The sequence below is a fragment of the Flavobacterium profundi genome (assembly GCF_006491645.1).
Lineage (GTDB): Bacteria > Bacteroidota > Bacteroidia > Flavobacteriales > Flavobacteriaceae > Flavobacterium > Flavobacterium profundi.
On record NZ_VDCZ01000010.1, the window covers coordinates 86,714 to 104,861 of the forward strand.

General features: G+C 31.2%; 15 protein-coding genes. 7 read left to right on the plus strand and 8 right to left on the minus strand.

What is annotated here, in order from left to right; genetic code table 11:
• Nucleotides 1-4: 4 nt before the first annotated feature.
• The 3 genes from FHG05_RS13115 to FHG05_RS13125 form a co-directional block, all read right to left on the minus strand.
• On the minus strand, nt 5-784 hold the full coding sequence (locus FHG05_RS13115) for a TatD family hydrolase (RefSeq protein WP_140998523.1): 780 nt from the start codon (nt 782-784) through the stop codon (nt 5-7).
• A 100-nt stretch (nt 785-884) separates the two neighbouring features.
• Nucleotides 885-1,604 carry a tetratricopeptide repeat protein gene (locus FHG05_RS13120; protein ID WP_140998525.1) on the minus strand — a complete coding sequence of 240 codons (720 nt, stop codon included), beginning with the start codon at nt 1,602-1,604 and terminating at the stop codon, nt 885-887.
• A gap of 1 nt (nt 1,605) precedes the next feature.
• Complete coding sequence (locus FHG05_RS13125; protein WP_140998527.1) at nt 1,606-2,190, minus strand: RNA polymerase sigma factor; 585 nt, start codon at nt 2,188-2,190, stop codon at nt 1,606-1,608.
• Between the two features lie 186 nt (nt 2,191-2,376).
• On the opposite strand from FHG05_RS13125, the gene FHG05_RS13130 reads away from it, so the two are divergent.
• From FHG05_RS13130 to FHG05_RS13145, 4 genes are all read left to right on the plus strand, one after another.
• Entirely contained in the window at nt 2,377-3,396 is a 1,020-nt protein-coding gene (locus FHG05_RS13130; RefSeq protein WP_232338092.1) for a hypothetical protein, read from the plus strand.
• A 75-nt stretch (nt 3,397-3,471) separates the two neighbouring features.
• On the plus strand, nt 3,472-5,487 hold the full coding sequence (locus tag FHG05_RS13135) for a DUF7849 domain-containing protein (protein ID WP_140998529.1): 2,016 nt from the start codon (nt 3,472-3,474) through the stop codon (nt 5,485-5,487).
• Nucleotides 5,450-8,050 carry a CHAT domain-containing protein gene (locus FHG05_RS13140; RefSeq protein WP_140998531.1) on the plus strand — a complete coding sequence of 867 codons (2,601 nt, stop codon included), beginning with the start codon at nt 5,450-5,452 and terminating at the stop codon, nt 8,048-8,050. Before FHG05_RS13135 ends, FHG05_RS13140 begins: the two co-directional genes overlap by 38 nt.
• Nucleotides 8,010-8,447: a retropepsin-like aspartic protease gene (locus tag FHG05_RS13145; RefSeq protein WP_140998532.1), complete on the plus strand. Its 438-nt coding sequence runs from the start codon at nt 8,010-8,012 to the stop codon at nt 8,445-8,447. The genes FHG05_RS13140 and FHG05_RS13145 overlap by 41 nt, the downstream gene beginning before the upstream one ends.
• Nucleotides 8,448-8,519: 72 nt before the next feature.
• On the opposite strand, the gene FHG05_RS13150 is transcribed toward FHG05_RS13145, so the two are convergent.
• The 3 genes from FHG05_RS13150 to FHG05_RS13160 form a co-directional block, all read right to left on the minus strand.
• Nucleotides 8,520-9,887, minus strand: coding sequence for a WD40/YVTN/BNR-like repeat-containing protein (locus FHG05_RS13150; RefSeq protein WP_140998534.1), 1,368 nt, complete (start codon nt 9,885-9,887; stop codon nt 8,520-8,522).
• Between the two features lies 1 nt (nt 9,888).
• Nucleotides 9,889-11,112, minus strand: coding sequence for a 2-oxoglutarate dehydrogenase complex dihydrolipoyllysine-residue succinyltransferase (gene odhB, locus FHG05_RS13155; protein WP_140998536.1), 1,224 nt, complete (start codon nt 11,110-11,112; stop codon nt 9,889-9,891).
• 66 nt (nt 11,113-11,178) lie between these two features.
• Nucleotides 11,179-13,956 (minus strand): 2-oxoglutarate dehydrogenase E1 component, encoded by a 2,778-nt coding sequence (locus FHG05_RS13160; RefSeq protein WP_140998538.1) that lies wholly within the window; start codon nt 13,954-13,956, stop codon nt 11,179-11,181.
• Nucleotides 13,957-14,069: 113 nt separating this feature from the next.
• On the opposite strand from FHG05_RS13160, the gene FHG05_RS13165 reads away from it, so the two are divergent.
• The gene (locus tag FHG05_RS13165) at nt 14,070-14,615 is read left to right on the plus strand and encodes a hypothetical protein (protein ID WP_140998540.1); all 546 of its coding nucleotides are present in this window, start codon (nt 14,070-14,072) and stop codon (nt 14,613-14,615) included.
• 7 nt (nt 14,616-14,622) lie between these two features.
• On the opposite strand, the gene FHG05_RS13170 is transcribed toward FHG05_RS13165, so the two are convergent.
• Both FHG05_RS13170 and FHG05_RS13175 read right to left on the minus strand, forming a co-directional pair.
• Nucleotides 14,623-14,973, minus strand: coding sequence for a hypothetical protein (locus tag FHG05_RS13170; RefSeq protein ID WP_140998542.1), 351 nt, complete (start codon nt 14,971-14,973; stop codon nt 14,623-14,625).
• 62 nt (nt 14,974-15,035) lie between these two features.
• Entirely contained in the window at nt 15,036-16,010 is a 975-nt protein-coding gene (locus FHG05_RS13175) for a polyprenyl synthetase family protein (protein WP_140998543.1), read from the minus strand.
• 194 nt (nt 16,011-16,204) lie between these two features.
• Between FHG05_RS13175 and FHG05_RS13180 the strand changes: the two genes are divergently transcribed.
• Together FHG05_RS13180 and FHG05_RS13185 are read left to right on the plus strand one after the other, a co-directional pair.
• A complete protein-coding gene (locus tag FHG05_RS13180; protein WP_140998545.1) occupies nt 16,205-16,801 on the plus strand; it encodes a TetR/AcrR family transcriptional regulator in 597 nt (198 codons plus the stop codon).
• A gap of 6 nt (nt 16,802-16,807) precedes the next feature.
• Nucleotides 16,808-18,148, plus strand: a complete 1,341-nt coding sequence (locus FHG05_RS13185) for a TolC family protein (RefSeq protein WP_140998547.1) — start codon at nt 16,808-16,810, stop codon at nt 18,146-18,148.

The following is an 18,148-nucleotide window of genomic DNA, read 5'->3' on the forward strand; positions in this document are numbered from 1 at the left end:
ATCGTTAAATTCCGAAAATTGCTTTGGAGTTGGCCGTTGTAATCGCTGCGATTTCTGCTACAGAAAGCTGGTAAATTTCAGCTAACTTTTGGGCAACCAACAAAGTATAACTGCTCTCATTGCGTTTTCCTCTATGAGGAACAGGTGCCAAATAAGGTGCATCGGTCTCTAAAACGATATGTTGTAAATTGATTTCATTTAAAAATTGATCAATTTTTCCATTTTTAAAAGTAGCTACTCCTCCTATTCCTAATTTCATATTCAAATCGATGGCTCTTTTTGCTTGATTAAAATCACCTGTAAAACAATGAAATATTCCAAACAAATCAGCAGCTCTTTCTTCTTCTAAAACTTCAAAAACCTCATCAAAAGCATCTCTACAATGAATATTGATAGCCAATTGATATTTTTTAGCCAATTGAATTTGGTATTGAAAAGCTTCTTGTTGTTCTTTTAAATAGGTTTTATCCCAATACAAATCGATTCCAATTTCTCCAATGGCATAAAACTTTCTTGAAGCCAATTGTTTTTCTACATGAGCCAGTTCTTCTTTGTAATTTTCCTTAACATACGTTGGGTGCAATCCCATCATTAAAAAAATATTATCCGGATATTGTTTTTCCAAATCATACATTTTTTGCGTACAACTGGAATCTATTGAAGGTAAGAAAAAACGGGAAACTCCAACATTTATGGCACGTTGAATCATGATATCTCTATCTGCATCAAATTCTTCACTATATAAATGAGTATGTGTATCTGTTAATTGTAATAAGGTATTCAAAACGTTTGTATTTGGTTGCAAAAATAGAATCTTTATTTGGCTTAAACTAAAAAAGCTACTGAATATTCAGCAGCTCTTTCTTTTCTTTTTCATGTAGCGTTTATAATTTTTCAAGTATTTCTTGTGCTTTATTATAATCGTCAGCCGATTCAGGCAACACCTCTAAAAGTTGTTTGCAAGAGGAATAATCTTTCTGTTTTAACTTAGACAAACCCAAATACCAAATCGCCTTTTCTTTATAAACGGAATTTCCACTTTTTATAGCTTGCAATAAAGTTTCTGCTTGTTCAAATTTATTGACCTCAAGTAAAGCAATCGCATAGTATAAATTAATTTCTTCATTTCGATTTGCTTGCGGAATTTGTTCAAAATAACCAACAGCACTTTCATATGCTTTTGTATTAAAAGCGTCTTGAGCTTCTTTCAAAATTGCAACACCTTCGCTTCTTGCTGTAAAATAGGCCTTTTCATGTTGGTTGTACTCTACATACTTTGGTTCGTTGCTTTGCATAAAAAACCAAATGGAGCAAAATAATACCACAGTAGCTGCAACCGCAAACCATTTGGAATACATTGGAACTATTTTTGAACTATTTTTATTAGATTGATTTTCAAGAGCTATCTGTTTTAGATTTTGTTTAAAAGCAGCTGTTTCACCTGAAAACTTAGTTTTTAAAAATTGATGGGTTTGTTGATACAACTCGAAACTTTCTTTCCAATACGTATCTTCTAGCAGTTTTTTCTCAAAAGCTGCCCTATCCTCAAGATTCATTTCATTTCCTAAATACTGCTCAAAAGCAAAGTACATCTCTTCTTGCATCTTATTTATTTTTTAAAGATTGATAGTGAACCGATTCTCGAATTAATTGCGTTAACTGTCCAGTACAAAGTGATTTTTTCTTTCTCACATATGCATACGTTACACCTAATTTTACCGCTACTTCTTCCATGCTTTTGGTCACAAAACTTAATCGTAACACTTCTTTACATTTTTCCCCTAATTGTTGAAACATTAAATCAAATAAGGCTTGTTTTTCAGAAAAAGTTTCAGTTTGAAATACCATTTCTTGAAGCGATTCATCTTTAGATACATTTTCATTTAGGAATGTTACCTCCTTTTGTGAAGATTTTTTCAATTCGTTCAACCACTTCCTTTTACAGAGTAAGAAAAAATAAGCATCAAACGGACAGGTTAATTGTAATTTTTTTTCGGTAGCTTGTTGATAAATCGTAATTAAAACTTCCTGAACCACATCTTGTGCTTCGGCTTCACTTCCATTATTATTTTTGATATGTTGAATTACTTTGGGAACAAATTTTTTATAAATTGCTTGTATAACTGAAGTGTTATTCTCCTTCAAACCCGTTATATAAAATTGATCTTCATGCAGTTGTTTTTCACTCATATCTATTTATTTATTAGCTAAGATATAAAGAAACTACAAAATTAAAATAATTAAGGGGTAACAATTCATTGCCTTTGTGGATATACTAGTATAAAACCTTTTGACTGTTTTTTTACTAAAGGGGTAACAATTCAAACAAAAAGTTGATATACTAGAAAATAACTATAAATTAAAAAATTAGAAATCATGAAAAAGTTAGATGTTTTAAGAAAAAAAGTAAGTGGATTATTTCAAGCTGTTATTATAATTAGTTTAATAGCAACCACTATGAGTTGTGAAAAAAATGATGATAATGATTGTGATGGAAATTGCGATCCAAAACCAACTGCAGCAGAATTTGCTGCACTTAGAGAAGATGCCTTAACTTCTATGACTCAAAATTTTCAGTTAGATGTTGCCAATGGAACTACAACTTTCACTTCCGCTAACGGAGTAGAAATTGACATTAACCCTTCTTGCTTAAGTCTTAACGGCAATCCCTTAACTGGAATTGTTGACATTAAATATATTGAAGTTTTTAGCGGCGGAAACATGTTGGTTACAGACAAAACTACTATGGGCGTGTTACCTACAGGAGATTTAGCTATGTTAGTTTCTGGTGGAGAGTTTTATATTAATGCCACACAAAACGGCCAACAAATAACTTTAAACTGTGGTATGAATTTACGAATTCCATCCAATCTTACTGCTGAAGAAAATGATATGATTTTATGGAATGGTCAAATCGATGAAGATGGAAATATTGAATGGAGAGAAGAAAATGATGCTACTGGTGGACAAGGTGGTGTATTCTTAGAACAAGGAGCGAATGGCTCTACTTACTATGCTTTCTTTAATAATTTTGGCTGGACCAACGTCGATAAATTTTACAGCTTTACAGGTCCAAAAACTCAAATTTTGGTTACCGTACCAACTGGTTACAATTACGAAAACAGTGCTGTGTATCTACATTATGATGGTGAAGGAAATGCTTTGGCAAAATTAGACACCTATGATGCTGCTACAGGTCAGTTTTCAGAACATTACGGACAAATTCCAATTGGTTTAGCGTGTCATATCATCTTTGCAACGGAAGAAGACGGACAATGGAGATATGCTATAAAACCCGTAACCATATCTGCTAACGCAGTTTATAATTTCACTCTTGGCGAAACGGTTGTAGGAACAGAAGCTCAGTTAGTTGCTGCAATTAATGCGCTGCCATAATTAGTTTAGTTTGTTAGAGAAAGTGGTGACTTGTTCATCACTTTTTCTTATATTTAACCTAAAATCTCAAAACCCATGCTAAAAAAAATAGCATTTATTTTTTCTCTTATTCATTGTATTTTGTTGTTTTCTCAAACCAAAGAAAAAGACACAATAATTCCTAAAGCAGTTATTGTTCCGCTTCAAGAAGGCAACACCTTTTATTTTGATTCTGAGAAACCAGCCTTAAATCAAATAGCGGGTGCTCCAAAAGCTTTTTACAGTTATTTTTGGGAATTTGGTGATGGTCATTTTAGCACCAGAGAAAAACCAAAACATACTTACAAAAATCCAGGAAACTACGAAGTGAAATTGTGGGCCACAAACAATTACGACACGGGAAGAACACCTTCAACACGACCTACAAAAGTAAAAACAAATGAAACTGCTGCTGCTTCAGACAATGAAATTCCAATTTTGACAGATAATATTGAATTAAGAAGAAACAGAGAACCGCTTCCAAATGAAGATTTTGTTATTGTTTTGAGTTATAAAAACGAAAAAGAATATGTAACCAATGGTACGATTTATTTTTATTACAATGAAAGAGAGTTTAAGCAGGATAATTTCGAATTATTAGAAACACGAAATTATTATGATGAAAAAATAATGGAATTAGGAAAAGATTTAGTTTACAACCAAGCGTATGATGATCAAATATCAGTTTTGGCAACAGCCGAAAACATACCGTACACGAATTATAAATTTCAAGATACTACAGAACGAAAGAATCTTCCATTATCCATTGAAGAAGCTAAACAAACCTTTCAAAATGGCAAAAAAATCACTTTTAAAAATCTAAACCCAAACGAACAACGCCATATCTTTTTCACTCTAAAAACTACTCCAGAGATGATTAAAGACACAAGTGCTATTTTAAAAGTAAGAAGCATTTATGTTCCTGATGATAATTATGAAAACCATAAAGTTAAAGACATGGAAATGGAGATTGTAACTTCACATGATCCAAATAAAATGTCTACTAGTGGCTTATTTATTAATTATAGATTGGTGCGTTTTAAACGAATTAAATTTAAAACACGTTTCCAAAATGATGGTGAAGGACCTGCGCGAACGATTCGTTTAGAGACAGATGTACCTGACATGTTTGACAAATCCACCCTTCAAATTGAGAGCATGTATCCAGAATGTCCCATTTGCCCTAAGAATGAAGAAGTACGATATAGTTGCTTAGACACTATAATTCAACAAAAGCAAATTATTTTTACTTTTAAAAATATTTATTTACCAGGTACCCAACAGAAAAATGTAATCGAAAAAGATTCTACAAAAGGTTTCGTAAAATACAGTTTAAAATTTGGGGAAGATTTCCATAAAATAGGCACCAAAAGTCGCACCAAAATTATATTTGATAAAAACGAACCTATTGTTACCAATTATTCTAGAACACGATTTAATCCTGGAATTTCAATAGGTGTAAAAGCTGGATATATGTATTTTCCTAAATTAAATCATTCCAAAAGTTATTTTACCGGACTTACAATTTCTCCTTTTAAATCGTATCGTTTTTATTGGCAAAGCGAGTTATATGCTAACAAGCATGATTTTGAAAGTCAAAATTCCTTTACTATTTCTCAAGAACCTGAAGTTGTAGGACCTTTTGAAACTGGCACAGGACAGGTTATTGATGTGGCTTTTGTAGGGCGAGAAGTTGCTGTAGAAGAATCTAGAAAAATAGTAGAAACTGTACCTGTTTCATTGCGATATAATATTAACAATTACATCGGAGTTGGTTTTGGTCCACAAATAAGTACTATCGTTTCTTCTTCCACAGAAACAAAAACAACTACACATTATTATGAAATTACCCAAACTCCGAATACTCCTAGTTTAGTTCCTGGAAATGAATATCGAAATTTAATTCAATATCGTTCTGAAACATCCAAAGAGAAAACAGAAGTACAAACCCAATTTTTCTTAGATACGACTTTTGGTTTTGCTCGAATTGGGCCAAGTTTAGGCATTCGTTATTATAAAAATTTTAAAAATAATTTTGATTCGTGGCAATTCTATGCAATTTGGAAGTTTTAAAAGTATCCTTTTTATTCTTTTATTTTCAATCTCAAGTTTTTCACAAAATTTAGAAGATCAGATTTACAACGCCATTGATATATTTGTAGCCAATCCTAATTCAACTACTTTAAATGAATTAAACCAAAAAGAATTTGTTTTTTCAAAATCGGTTGCTACTACTGATGAAAAACTAGCCTTAGTCATTTTATACTGTAATAAAGGTTCGTTTGAAATGAAAACAAATTTGCAACAAAAAGCAATTGATTCCTATGAAAAGGCTTGGTTACTTTTTTCAAACAACCATTTGTCCAATTATGATATCATTGAATTTTGTTTGAAACCCTTAGGTACTTTATATACTAAAACAGGCAACTTTACTTTGGCAGAAAATATCATCAAAAAGTATATTTTCATGGCAGAAAAAGACAACAATCAACCAAATATCATTTCTGGTTACATTAACTTATCTATTGTGTACAAAACCATTGGTAATCATAAAACAGCTATCGATTTATTGCAAAAAGTAGCCAAAAATCAAAACGCATCTTCACTTCAAAAAAAGAGGATTCAAGAAGAATTAGCTGTAAATACAATGGGTTTACAAAATCTAAATTCACAAGAAAAAATAACTTTTAAAGAATTTGGGACCAATGCCATTCAAGAATTAAAAAACAAAGCGTGGATTGCTTTACAAAATAACAATCCCGATGTTGCCTTAACTTATTTTGAAAAAGCAAAAACCCAATTTTTAAAAGAGAAAAATATAGATGCGAGAACCTTAGCAAAATTATACACCGAAGAGGCTTCCATTTACATTTCTTTAAATGACCTTCAAAAAGCAAAAAACAGTTTTACAAAAGCTTATGCTACTTTACTTCCTTTTAACAAAATACATACTCATTTAGATACGAATATACTTTATTCTGAAAATACTTTTTTAATCATCTTTGATGGTTTGGCCTATCTTGAAGAGGATGCCCAAAAAAAATTAAAATGGTACGATTTAAGTTTTTATGTGAGTGATTTAATTCGAGACCAACTCATCTCTCAAGAAGCTGAAATTAGACACCAAATTGAAAACCGAAAACGTACCGAAAAGTGCATCGATATCTTGTGGAATGCTTATCAAGATAAGAAAGAATTTCGTTTTTTAGAACAAGCTTTTCAATATGCTGAAAAAACAAAAAACACTGTTTTAAAAGACCGAAATCATCAAAAAACACTTGTAGAACAATTTCCAAATAATCCGGATTTACAATTACAAAACGAATTAGTAAACAAACAAGAGTTGTTAATTAATGAATACATACGTTTGCAAATTACCCAAGAAAATCAAGCACGTCTGATTAGTTTAAACAATGAATTAGCAACCCTAAGTATTCAATTGAAAAACCTAAATAGAAAAATCAACACTACCTTTAAAAATAAAACAGAGACTACAACACTACAAGATTTACAAAAAAAATTGAACGAGGATCAAGCGCAACTACTTTATTATTTTTGGGGTAAAGAAAAAGCTTATTCCTTTTACAGCAATAATGGAGAAGTAATTTGGAAAAAAATTACATTTAAGCAAAATCAAGAAACCACATTAAAAAAATTCATAGCTTCCTTTGAAGAAGCAAATACCATTAATAGTAATGTTGCTTCTTTTACTACTACAGCTCATTCGCTCTATGACATATTAGGTTTAGAGCAAATTGAACCGCAAAAGAATTTAGTAATTATTCCTGATGGATTACTTCATTTTGTAGCTTTTGATGCTTTGGTAACCCAAAAAACCAATTCTAAAACCTATACTACCATTCCATTTTTAGTCTATCAAAATAAGATAGCGTATCAAAGTAATGCTACCTTTTATTCTAAAAATGTAGTCTCTCATAAAAACAATTCAATTGTTGGCTTTTTTCCTGTTTTTAAAAACACCAATGCTTATTTAGAATACTCCATTGAAGAATCTAAAGTCTTAGAACAAAACAATGCTACTTTATTCCTAAATGAAGCTGCAAACCGAGAAAACTTCAAAAAATATTGCCATCAATATGGAATCATTCATCTTTCTACGCATGGTACAAGTGGTTCCTTTAGCACTCCTGCCACCTTGGTATTTTATGATGATGTAATGTTAGTAAACGAATTATATGGACTACACGATTGCCATCCGGATTTAGTGGTTTTAAGTGCTTGTGAAACGGGTATTGGCAAACTCCAAAAAGGAGAAGGAGCTATAAGTATAGCACGTGCTTTTCAATATGCAGGAGCCAAAAATGTACTTTTTAGTTTGTGGAAAATTAATGATTTTTCGACTTCTGAAATTATGCGTCATTTTTATTCCAATTACAACAAACAACATTCGTTTTTTGAATCGAACTATGCTTCAAAACTATCGTATTTAGAAGATGAGGCCATTTCAAATGCTAAAAAATCACCTTACTATTGGAGTGCATTTGTATATTATGGAGCTATTGACAGCTCAGAAACAACTTATATTTATTATTATGTGTTAGGATTTCTTCTCCTAATTGTACTATTTTTGAGTTATGGAAGAATTGCAAGATTTCTTAAAAGAAAAGAAATATAAAAAGATAAAATTCACTGTTTTAAAAACCCAACATTTACTTATTAAGGCCAAAATAAATGGCGTAAATGGCACTTTTATTCTCGATACAGGAGCGAGTAATAGTTGTGTAGGTTTTGAAGGTATTTCAAAGTTCCAATTATTTGCTGAAAACTCAGAAACAAAAGCTGCTGGAGCGGGTGCAACTGGAATGGAAACCCAAGTTTCAAAAAGTAATATATTGCAAATGAGCCGTTGGAAAACCAAAAGTCTTATGGTTATTATTTTTGATATGAGTCATGTAAATGAGGCTTTGAACAGTTATAAAACCAAAGCAGTAGATGGCATTATTGGAGCAGATGTATTGTTACAAGGAAAAGCAATCATTGATTATTCCAATCATTATTTGTATTTGAAATAGTGTACGTAAAACTACTCAAAATAAAAAACCCCAAATTCTATGAATTTGGGGTTTTTTATATTTAGAAAGTACTTATTCGTGTTTTATATACAACAACCCATTTTGTCCAGAAATGATAATTTTATTGTTTGAAAAAGAGATATCATTAATTACAGCATTAGGTGTTAAATTTAGCTCTAATGTCCAATTTTGGCCACCATCTATTGTTTTATAAATAGCATCATTCTCATGTATGTACCATGTATCCTGATTTTTTAAGGCGATGTATTTAACATTAGGTTTAATCGTAACCCATGAATGCATATAATCTGTTGAAAGTACAAGATTTTCACTTGAAATTGAGTAAATATTATTAATCGAAATAAATTTAGATTTTGTGATTGCCTCAATATTTGCTTCTGAAGTGTTATCAATTAAGTTCCAGTTATCAAGACCTGTATCAGACTCAAGAATTAAGTTTTTATATTCTAAAGGTGAGTTTGTAGTAGCTTTTGCTAATCTATATCCAATTTTATAAAACTTATTATTTGATGATTTTTGCATATAGATAACCCTAGGGCCACTTTTAATAGTATTCGTATTTGGAAAATATTCTTGTGATGTAACTGCGGGAGTAGGAATATTAGTAAATGTATTTCCACTATCTTCTGTTAAAAACTGAACGTCCCAAATATTATAAAACAAAAATGTATCTTCATCAAAATAATAAATATAATTTTCATCAATAGCAGACATTAATCCAGATGCAGGAAGAAAAATATTGTTTTGAACTACTGAATTAAAACCATCACTGGTTGAAAATGTATTAAAAGCACTACAGAATGCTCCTATAGATTTATTAAACATATTAAAACTAGAAGTATATGTACCATTAATATCTAAATTTTCAAACCCAATATAAGATGTTTTCAATTTCTTTAAAGATTGATAATTTGATGTACTATTACCATTGTTTGTACTATATTTTACATTCATAAATACTTCTTCAGTATCTGTAAAAACAAATGATTTTAAAATATTTGCGGTAGAATTGTCATATGTATTTATCTTATACCATCCTTTTGGAAGAATAAATACATCTTTTAAATTACTTTCTTTGTTCTGTATTTTTATTTTTACAGAATTTCTCTCAATAGAAATATCATTCGTTACCGTAAACCTAATTTCTGTATTTGAAATAGGCGTGATGTCTTTTAATACTTCTTGATTGTTAACCGAATTTTTAAAAGAAAGTTTCGTTTGTTGATTTTCACTAATAAAATTAGTTCCATTAATTATTAGTTCTTCACCTTCTAAAAAAAAATCTTTATTGATAGTAGTAATTTGCGGTACTAATATTACAGGTTCAGGGTTTTCAGTAGTGGTTTCTGCCTCATCTTTGGAACAAGAATAGTTTGTACAAATTATTGTACAAACTATTAATAAATAGATTCTCTTCATATTATAACTCTAAAGCTTTCTTAGGATTATTGTCCATTAATAATTCTACTGGATTTTCTAAAGCTTCTTTAACCGCTACTAAGAAACCAACAGACTCACGTCCATCGATAATTCTATGGTCATAAGATAAAGCTACAAACATTACTGGAGCAATTACTATTTGACCGTTTTTAACGATAGCTCTTTCTACTACATTGTGCATTCCTAAAATTCCAGATTGAGGAGGGTTAATAATAGGTGTAGACAACATACTTCCAAAAACACCACCATTAGAAATTGTGAAAGTTCCTCCAGTCATTTCGTCTACTGTAATTTGACCATCACGTGCTCTTAAAGCCAAACGTTTGATTTCCGCCTCAACACCTCTAAATGATAATAATTCTGCATTACGCATTACGGGAACCATTAATCCTTTTGGTCCAGAAACTGCTACAGAAATATCACAAAAATCGTAAGCCACTTTGTAATCTCCATCGATCATAGAGTTAACATCTGGGTACAATTGTAACGCTCGAGTTACTGCTTTTGTAAAGAAAGACATGAAGCCTAAACCAACATTATGCTTGTTTTTGAATTCGTCTTTATATTGGTTACGTAAATCATAAATCGCAGTCATGTCTACTTCGTTGAAAGTAGTTAACATGGCTGTTTCATTTTTAGCAGATACCAAACGTTCCGCTACTTTACGACGTAACATGGATAATTTCGTTTTCTCTGAACCTCTGTTACCACCAGTTGGTGTTCCCATTGAAGGCACTGCATTTTTAGCATCTTCAGTTGTGATGCGTCCACCTTTACCAGTTCCTACAATAGTAGATGGCTCAATACTTTTCTCTTCTAATATTTTTCTAGCTGCTGGAGATGGTGTTCCAGAAGCATATGTTTTTTCTGTTTCCGCAGGAGCCTTTGGTGCCTCTTCCTTTTTAACTTCTGTTTTTACTTCTTCTTTTGGAGCTGTTGCACCGTTATCGCTATCAGATGGCTTTGCAGCACCCGTATCAATTAAACATACTACTGCACCAACAGCAACCGCATCACCTTCTTCTGCTTTTAAAGTAATAATACCACTTGCTTCCGCTGGTAATTCTAAAGTAGCTTTATCTGAATCTACCTCAGCAATAGCTTGATCTTTTTCAACATAATCGCCATCTTGTACTAACCAAGTTGCAATTTCTACTTCTTTAATTGACTCTCCCGGTGATGGGACTTTCATTTCTAAAATCATATTCTTTTAGTTTAAAAGTTGACCCTATACTTGCATTTTTAGTACAGGGCTGACATTTGAATTTTTTTATTGAACTATTGTTTTATCGAAAACCATGGCTATAGCTTTAGCTTGACGTTTTTTAGAACGTTCATAACTTCCTGCAGCAGGAGCACTATATGCTTTTGGTGATGCTAATCTTAATTTTACTAAATCGAAATTCATTAACATATAACTGTAAGCTCCCATGTTTTTAGGCTCTTCTTGAGCCCAAACATAATCTTCTACATTTGGATAGCTTTCAATAATAGTTTTAATTTGATCGATAGCTAATGGGAATAATTGCTCTAAACGTACCACAGCCACATCATTTCTTTGTAAATCTTCTCTTTTAGTAATAATATCGTAGAACACTTTACCCGTACAAAGCACTAATGTTTTTATTGCTTTTTTATCCGTAACATTTGGATCATCTAAAATTTCTTGGAATTGTCCGTTTGCCAATTCTTCAGCAGTAGAAACCGCTAATTCATGACGCAATAAACTCTTAGGTGTAAATACAATTAAAGGCTTACGGAATTTACTTTTCATTTGTCTTCTTAACAAGTGGAAAAAGTTAGCAGGTGTGGTACAATCTGCAATATACATATTGTGTTTCGCACACATTTGCAAATAACGTTCCATACGAGCAGAGGAGTGTTCTGCACCTTGGTTTTCGTATCCGTGAGGCAACAACATTACCAATCCGTTTTGATTGTTCCATTTATCTTCACCTGCAGAGATATATTGGTCAATCATAATTTGAGCTCCGTTTGAAAAATCTCCAAATTGTGCTTCCCATATGGTTAACGTATTTGGTGAAGCTAAGGCATATCCATATTCAAAACCTACTACTCCATATTCAGAAAGTAAAGAATTATAAATATAAAAATTACCTTTTTTATCTTTGATATCGTCTAATAAAACTACTTCTTCTTCTGAATCTTCTACTTTAATTACGGCATGTCTATGAGAGAAAGTTCCTCTTTCCACATCTTGGCCTGAAATACGCACATCGTAACCTTCTTGTAATAAAGTACCATACGCTAAGAGTTCACCCATTGCCCAATCTAAACTATCTTTCTCAAAATACATATAATTTCGATCTTTGATAATTTTAGTGATTTTACTAATGAATTTCTTATCGGAAGGCAATTCACATATAGTTTTTGCTATTTCAGTTAACTTTTCTTTACTGAACGAAGTATCTTGTTTTTCAAGCATACCAGTGTCTGAAACTTGTTCAAATCCAGTCCATTCATTTTGCATGAAAGGGGTAATCACTGTTAAATCTTTTTTACGAGATTCTTCTAAGTTTTCGTCGAGTTTTGCTTTGTATTTTTCTTCTAATTCTTTTACATAATTAGCATCAATAATACCTTCTTTTTTCAATTTTTCAGCATAAATATCTCTTGGATTCTTATGTTTTGAAATCGCTTTATATAAAATTGGTTGTGTAAATTTAGGCTCATCACCTTCATTATGACCATATTTTCTATACCCTAAAAGGTCGATAAATACATCGGTACCAAATTCCATTCGGTAATCCAAAGCAAATAACATGGCATGAACTACTGCTTCAGCATCATCTGCATTCACATGTAATACTGGAGATAATGTCACTTTTGCAACATCGGTACAATACGTAGACGAACGAGCATCTAAATAATTTGTGGTAAAACCAACCTGATTATTGATTACCAAGTGAATGGTTCCTCCTGTTTTGTAACCATCCAATTTGGCCATTTGAATAATTTCATACACTATACCTTGTCCGGCAACAGCTGCATCACCATGCAAAGCAATTGGCAATACTTTTGAAGCATTATCTGGATAATTTCTATCTTGTTTCGCACGAGCAATACCTTCTATAACCGCACCAACAGTTTCTAAGTGCGAAGGATTAGGTGCTAAGTTTAAATTTATTTTCTTTCCAGAATTTGTTTTTCTGTCTGATGTTAATCCTAAGTGGTATTTTACATCACCATCAAAGTACATATCATCATCATAATCTTTTCCATCAAATTCAGAGAAAATATTTTGTGTATTCTTTCCAAAGATATTTGCCAAAACATTCAAACGTCCACGATGTGCCATTCCCATTACAAATTGCTCCACACCTTTTTCAGCGGCAGCTTCAATTAAAGCATCTAAAGCAGGAATAGCCGATTCACAACCTTCTAATGAGAAACGTTTCTGACCTACATATTTGGCATGTAAAAACGTTTCGAAAGAAATGGCTTCATTTAATTTCCCTAAAATATTTTTCTTTTGTTCTGCAGAAAAATTAGGTTGATTATCATTAATATCTAAACGGTTTTTAATCCATTCTTGTACTTTTGGGTCACGAATATACATGTATTCTACTCCTATGGAAGAACAATAAACACTTTCAAGATGTTTGATAATTTCAGCTAAAGTACTGGGTTGCATGTTTACCATTTTAGCAGCATCAAAAACCGTATTCAAATCGGATTGTGATAATCCAAAATTCTCGATGGCTAATGTAGGTGAATATGTCCTTCTTTCTCTAACAGGATTTGTTTTTGTAAACAAATGTCCTCGTGTTCTATATCCTTCAATTAACTTAAGAACATTAAATTCTTTAAGTATTTTTTCAGCATTGTCATTTACATTTACAGTAGCAGTTCCGTTTGCCATGGCTGACAATTGCTCTACTGGACTTGCAAACTCATTTGCAAAATCAAAACCTTGGAAAAAACTTCTCCAACTCGGTTCAACAGTATCTGGGTTTTGTAAATATTGATCGTATAAATCTGCGAAAAATGCTGTATGAGCAGCATTTAAAAAGGAAAACCTATCCATATATCTAGTCTAATGACGATTTGGTTAAAAATATTATGCAAAAGTAAAACATTTGCTATAATCTTTTAAAGAAAATCGTACTTTTATAACATAATTTTTTTAGAATTGGGCCTATGAAAAAGAATAAGCAGTTTTTTTTAACATTTTGTTTGGTTTTTACCTTTTTAATAACAAATGTGTTTCATAGTAATGCACAAGAAAATGAGTCAATTAAATCACGAAGTTTATTTTGGGAAAAAGTACAATTTGGTGGTGGTTTAGGTCTTGGTTTTGGCAATAATTATACGAATGTAACAGTTGCACCAAGTGCCATCTATAACTTTAATGACTATTTTTCGGCTGGGCTTGGGTTACAGTATAGTTATGTGAAACAGAAAAATGTTTACCAATCGAATCTTTATGGAGGAAGTATATTGGGGTTATTCAATCCTATAGAGCAAATCCAACTTTCTGCTGAACTAGAACAATTGAGAGTAAACACCACTTTTAAAGAATATTATGGTAATTTTACTGATAATTTTTGGAATACTGCCTTATTTTTAGGAGCAGGTTATCGATCTCAAAATGTAACCCTTGGTTTACGCTATAATGTTTTATATAAGGAGAATCAAGGTGTTTATGCGAATGCTTTCATGCCTTTTATAAGAGTTTATTTTTAAAAGAAAACTAATACTTATTTCTAAACCATACTTTTTGCCATTCTCTTTTTAGCACTAAAAAAGTAACTTGTTCTGCTAATACAACTAAATCAGAACCATCTAATTTTTTAATTTCACTTTCAGAAACGTCAATTATATAAAGTAAGTTTAAATATTCAGCAAATTTGTATTGAATTAAACGATACATTTTTTCATGTACCAATTCTTTAAATTGAAAAGGAAAAATATCCAAAGGAATATCAATAGGTTCGTTTGCTAGAGCAAAATCTTTATTGGTTTGTTCAATCAGTTTAAAATACAAATGATTTTCTTCTGATTGATTGATTAAGTCATCAATATTTACAGGCTGTATATACATACATTCAAAATAAATCTCATTTTTAAAAAATGTAAAAACATCTTTTTGAGATTGGAATTTAATTACACGTTTCTATTCATTAATTTTTCACCAAAAACCTTTAAAACCATCTTCTTTTCATCCGAAATTTCCATTTTTTCTAAGGTATCAAAAGCTTTAAGCGTATAACTTTTTATAGCATCTTGAGTGGCATTGGCCGCACCTGAACTCACAAAAATTTCTTTTACGGATGCAATTTTATTTGTATTATCTGTAGGCTGTATGGAAAACAAATGCAACAATTGCTCTTTATCATCTGCTTTACTAAACTCTAAAGCTTTTAAGAACAAATAGGTCTTTTTGTTTTCTATAATGTCACCTCCTACTTGTTTTCCAAAAGTTTCTGGATCCCCAAAAGCATCCAAATAATCATCTTGTAATTGAAAGGCAATTCCTAAATTTAAACCAAAATCATAAATTAAATTGGCATTTTCATTAGAAGTTTCTGCAACAATCGCTCCCATTTTCATGGCTGCACCCACCAAAACTGCCGTTTTATATTCAATCATTTTCAAATATTCAGGAATGGTAACGTCATCTCTAGTTTCAAAATCCACATCATATTGCTGCCCTTCACAAACTTCTAAAGCCGTTTTACTAAATAATTTGGCTAATTGTTGAAAAATTTGGGGTTCATAACTTTCAAAAAACTGATAGGCTAAAATAAGCATGGCATCACCCGATAAAATTCCTGTGTTCACATCCCATTTTTCGTGTACGGTTTGATTACCTCTTCTCAAAGGAGCATCGTCCATAATATCATCATGTATTAATGAAAAATTATGAAACACTTCTACCGCTGTAGCCGCTGAAATTGCTTTTTCACAAGATGCATTAAAAATTTCCGCAGCCATCAAGGTTAGAACAGGTCTCATTCTTTTACCACCTAATGATAAAATATAGGCTATGGGTTCGTATAAATTTTTAGGCTCTTTATTAATTTGTAAAGCTTCAAAATGATTTTTAATAATTTCTTGAAATTGACTAACAGTCTGCATAGTTTAGAGTAAATAAATTTCCGCACAAAAATAGTTTTTTTATTTGGAGTATGTATCAAAATATAAGACAAGATATACTTCTTAAGGTAATGTTAAATTTATGTAAAAACTAAGGAAACTTTTTTTGTATTAAAAGTTTCCTACATATCTTTGCTTCGAATTTAAATTTAAATAACAATGAATACATAACAATTATGAAGGACCAAATTTTAGAAAAAGCAACCGAAATGTTCCTTACACTTGGATTTAAAAGTGTTACTATGGACGATATTGCTTCTGAAATGGGAATTTCTAAAAAAACAATTTATCAGCATTTTTCAAACAAAGACAGTCTAATTAAAGCTACAACAAGTAATTTATTTGAAAGGATATCATGTGGAATTGATGAAATTATTTTAGCTAATAAAAACCCCATTGAAGAACTTTTTGCCATCAAAGATTTTGTAGTTCAAAATTTAAAAGATGAAAACACCTCACCTATTTATCAATTACAAAAATACTACCCAAGAATACACAAAGCGTTAACGATAAAGCAATTTGATAAAATGGGCAATTGTGTAGTGGATAATTTAGAAAAAGGAATTGCTTTAGGATTATTCAGAAGTGAGATTAATAAAGATTTAATTAGTCGCTTTTATTTTGCAGGAATGACAAGTATTAAAGATGCAGAAATTTTTGATCCCAAAAAATTTAGTCCAAGGGAAGTCCAATTAAACTATTTAGAATACCATTTAAGAGGTATTTGTACAGCAAAAGGAATTGAAATTTTAAATAAACTAATAACCAAATAATTAAAAATGAAACATAAAATTGTAATACTCTTATTACTTTTTGTCAGTTTTGTAAGTGCGCAAGAAGAAAAACAAACCTATTCTTTTTCATTGGAAGAAGCCATAAGTTATGCGTTACAAAACAACTATAAAGCAATAAATGCGAGCAGAGACATCGAGGCTGCTAAACAAAAAAAATGGGAAACAACAGCTACTGGTTTACCACAAATTAATGGAAATGTAAATTATCAGAATAATATCGTACTACAAAAATCGGTAGTTCCTGCAGAATTTTTTGGAGGTAATCCTGGAGAATTTGCAGAAGTTGAATTTGGTACAAAACATAACATGACAGCAAGTGCTTCCTTAACCCAATTAATTTTTGATGGTTCTTATATAGTTGCTTTGCAAGCTTCTAAGACCTATTTGAAATACTATCAAAATTATAAGGTTAAAACCGATAATGAAACACGTGAAATGGTAACCAATTATTACGGAAATGTTTTATTAGCAAAAGAGAACATTGCGATACTTGAAAAAAACAAAGCAACTTTAGAAAAAAATGTTTTCGAAGCTGAAGAAACCTATAAAAATGGTCTTATCGAAGAAGAAAGTGTAGAACAATTGCAAATTACTTTAGCTTCTGTAAATAGTAGTTTAAGCAATATGAATCGTTTAGTAGATATTTCTACAAACATGTTAAAAATCAATTTAGGATTAACTATCGATGATACACTACTATTAACAGACAATCTTGATGCTTTAGCAACTCAAAAAGTTGATTTAGCAGCTACAAGCGAATCCTTTAATGTTGCCAACAATATCGATTATCAAATCGCAGAAAACTTTAGAGAACAAAGAAGATTGGAATACAAATTGCAAAAAGCAGCATATTTACCTAAACTTTCTGCAAGTGCTAATTTTGGATACAATGCCTTTTCAAATGAGTTTACTTTCTTCCAACAAGATCAAAAATGGTTTAATTTTTCCTATGTAGGGGTTAACTTAAATGTACCCATTTTTGGAAGTTTTGGTAAAAGAGCTAAAAATCAACAAGCTAAAATTGCTTTTGAACAAGCAGAAACCCAACTTACAGAAGCGGAACAAATGTTGAAATTACAATATGAATCTGCTAAAAGTGATTATGAATTTAGTATTGAACAATATGCAACTTCAAAATCCAATTTAAAATTAGCTGAACGTATTGAAAATAAGCAGCAAATCAAATTCAGAGAAGGTCTTTCAACTAGTTTTGAATTCACAGAAGCACAACGTCAATTGTACACTGCGCAACAAAATTATCTTCAATCTATGATTGATGTAATCAACAAAAAAACAGCTTTAGAAAAAATAACTAATCCTCAATAA

What these genes read in the sequence shown, in the direction of transcription:
- FHG05_RS13120 (WP_140998525.1), bottom strand. Translation starts at nt 1,604, where the DNA reads ATGCAAGAAGAGATGTACTTTGCTTTTGAGCAGTATTTAGGAAATGAA.
- FHG05_RS13125 (WP_140998527.1), bottom strand. Translation starts at nt 2,190, where the DNA reads ATGAGTGAAAAACAACTGCATGAAGATCAATTTTATATAACGGGTTTG.
- FHG05_RS13130 (WP_232338092.1), top strand. Translation starts at nt 2,377, where the DNA reads ATGAAAAAGTTAGATGTTTTAAGAAAAAAAGTAAGTGGATTATTTCAA.
- FHG05_RS13135 (WP_140998529.1), top strand. Translation starts at nt 3,472, where the DNA reads ATGCTAAAAAAAATAGCATTTATTTTTTCTCTTATTCATTGTATTTTG.
- FHG05_RS13145 (WP_140998532.1), top strand. Translation starts at nt 8,010, where the DNA reads ATGGAAGAATTGCAAGATTTCTTAAAAGAAAAGAAATATAAAAAGATA.
- FHG05_RS13150 (WP_140998534.1), bottom strand. Translation starts at nt 9,887, where the DNA reads ATGAAGAGAATCTATTTATTAATAGTTTGTACAATAATTTGTACAAAC.
- odhB (WP_140998536.1), bottom strand. Translation starts at nt 11,112, where the DNA reads ATGATTTTAGAAATGAAAGTCCCATCACCGGGAGAGTCAATTAAAGAA.
- FHG05_RS13160 (WP_140998538.1), bottom strand. Translation starts at nt 13,956, where the DNA reads ATGGATAGGTTTTCCTTTTTAAATGCTGCTCATACAGCATTTTTCGCA.
- FHG05_RS13165 (WP_140998540.1), top strand. Translation starts at nt 14,070, where the DNA reads ATGAAAAAGAATAAGCAGTTTTTTTTAACATTTTGTTTGGTTTTTACC.
- FHG05_RS13170 (WP_140998542.1), bottom strand. Translation starts at nt 14,973, where the DNA reads ATGTATATACAGCCTGTAAATATTGATGACTTAATCAATCAATCAGAA.
- FHG05_RS13175 (WP_140998543.1), bottom strand. Translation starts at nt 16,010, where the DNA reads ATGCAGACTGTTAGTCAATTTCAAGAAATTATTAAAAATCATTTTGAA.
- FHG05_RS13180 (WP_140998545.1), top strand. Translation starts at nt 16,205, where the DNA reads ATGAAGGACCAAATTTTAGAAAAAGCAACCGAAATGTTCCTTACACTT.
- FHG05_RS13185 (WP_140998547.1), top strand. Translation starts at nt 16,808, where the DNA reads ATGAAACATAAAATTGTAATACTCTTATTACTTTTTGTCAGTTTTGTA.